Raw genomic sequence first — 1,377 nt, 5'->3', positions numbered from 1 at the left:
CAAAACTATCAAACAACTTATCCACAGAGTTATCCTAAAATGTGTATTTTTAATACCATTACGCATGCCTATAAATAAAGAAAGCTGCGTGATCGCAGCTTTCTTCTATAGATAGATATATCTGTAACTAGATACCTGAACCATCTTGTTCATTACCATCATCTTCATGAAGTCCACATTCACGCTTTAAACCAAAGAAGCGAGTTTCTTCCTCTGACATTCCTGGCTCCCATTTACGTGTCGTATGTGTATCCCCAACAGACAAGTAACCTTCTTCCCAAAGTGGATGATAGGTAAGACCATGTTGCTCGAGGTAGTAGGGAACATCTTTATTATTCCAATCGAGTACGGGCAGAAACTTAAACACGCCATTTTGAATCGACAGTATCGGTAAACCCGCTCGTGATTTACTTTGCTCTCTACGTAAACCTGAAAACCATGTTCCAACATTAAGTTCTTTCAATGCACGACGCATTGGCTCGACTTTATTTATTTTGTTGTACTTCTCGATCCCCTCAACGCCCTGCTCCCATAATTTGCCATAACGTGCTTCTTGCCATTGAGCACTTTGCTCCGCTCGATAAACTTTTAGATTAAGGTTGAGTTTTTCTGTCAACTCATCAATAAAGCGATACGTTTCTGCAAACAGATATCCGGTATCCGTAAGAATAATTGGGATATCAAGTTTTTCTTGAGTCACAAGATGAAGCATGACAGCGGCTTGGATACCAAAGCTTGAGGATACCGCAAACTCTCCATCCAGATTTTCCAAAGCCCACTTTACTCGCTCTTGTGCCGACAGCTGTTCAAGTTCGACATTGATTTGTGCAAGACGGAGTATTTGCTCCGTCTTTGTTAATGTCAGTAACTCCGCCAGCTCCGGTTTGGAAGCCACAGAATCAAGCATAGAAGTCCCTCTTTGATACGAACACTTCTTGAATGATGCCTGCACGAATGGTGAAATCGCCAAAGGCTTCGCCTTCTTCACGCTCTTTCGACCATCGAGCCACCAGCAGATCAATCTCTTCTAGGATTTGTTTATCCGTGATGTTCTCTTTATACATTTTAGGTACACGTGTACCAGCACGATTCCCCCCCAAATGTAAGTTGTAACGACCCGGCGCTTTACCTACCAGACCAATTTCAGCCAACATCGCACGGCCACAACCATTTGGGCACCCCGTCACGCGCAGAATGATATTGTCATTTTCTGGCAATCCGTGTTTTTCCAGAATGCCTTCAACATCCGTGACAAACTGAGGGAGGAAGCGTTCAGCTTCTGCCATCGCTAGAGGACAAGTTGGGAATGCCACACACGCCATTGAGTTTTTACGCTGCTCGCTGACATTGCCATCCATTAAGCCATGTTCACGAGCG

1 protein-coding gene and 1 pseudogene are annotated in these 1,377 nt (G+C 43.9%); both read right to left on the bottom strand.

Annotated elements, in window-relative coordinates:
• Window positions 1–127: 127 nt before the first annotated feature.
• Complete coding sequence (locus tag R7P35_RS24435; protein WP_318092928.1) at window positions 128–907, bottom strand: phosphoadenylyl-sulfate reductase; 780 nt, start codon at window positions 905–907, stop codon at window positions 128–130.
• Window positions 900–1,377, bottom strand: a pseudogene (locus R7P35_RS24430) (sulfite reductase subunit beta); the annotation flags it as partial. The pseudogene R7P35_RS24430 and the gene R7P35_RS24435, both read right to left, overlap by 8 nt.

The sequence above is a fragment of the Vibrio sp. Vb0304 genome (assembly GCF_033338995.1).
GTDB classification, from domain to species: domain Bacteria; phylum Pseudomonadota; class Gammaproteobacteria; order Enterobacterales; family Vibrionaceae; genus Vibrio; species Vibrio alginolyticus.
Note: the sequence above shows the minus strand (reverse complement) of the source record. Positions and strands in the feature narration are given on the sequence as shown.

Coding starts and splice junctions, on each gene's coding strand:
- R7P35_RS24435 (WP_318092928.1), bottom strand. CDS start 907: ATGCTTGATTCTGTGGCTTCCAAACCGGAGCTGGCGGAGTTACTGACA.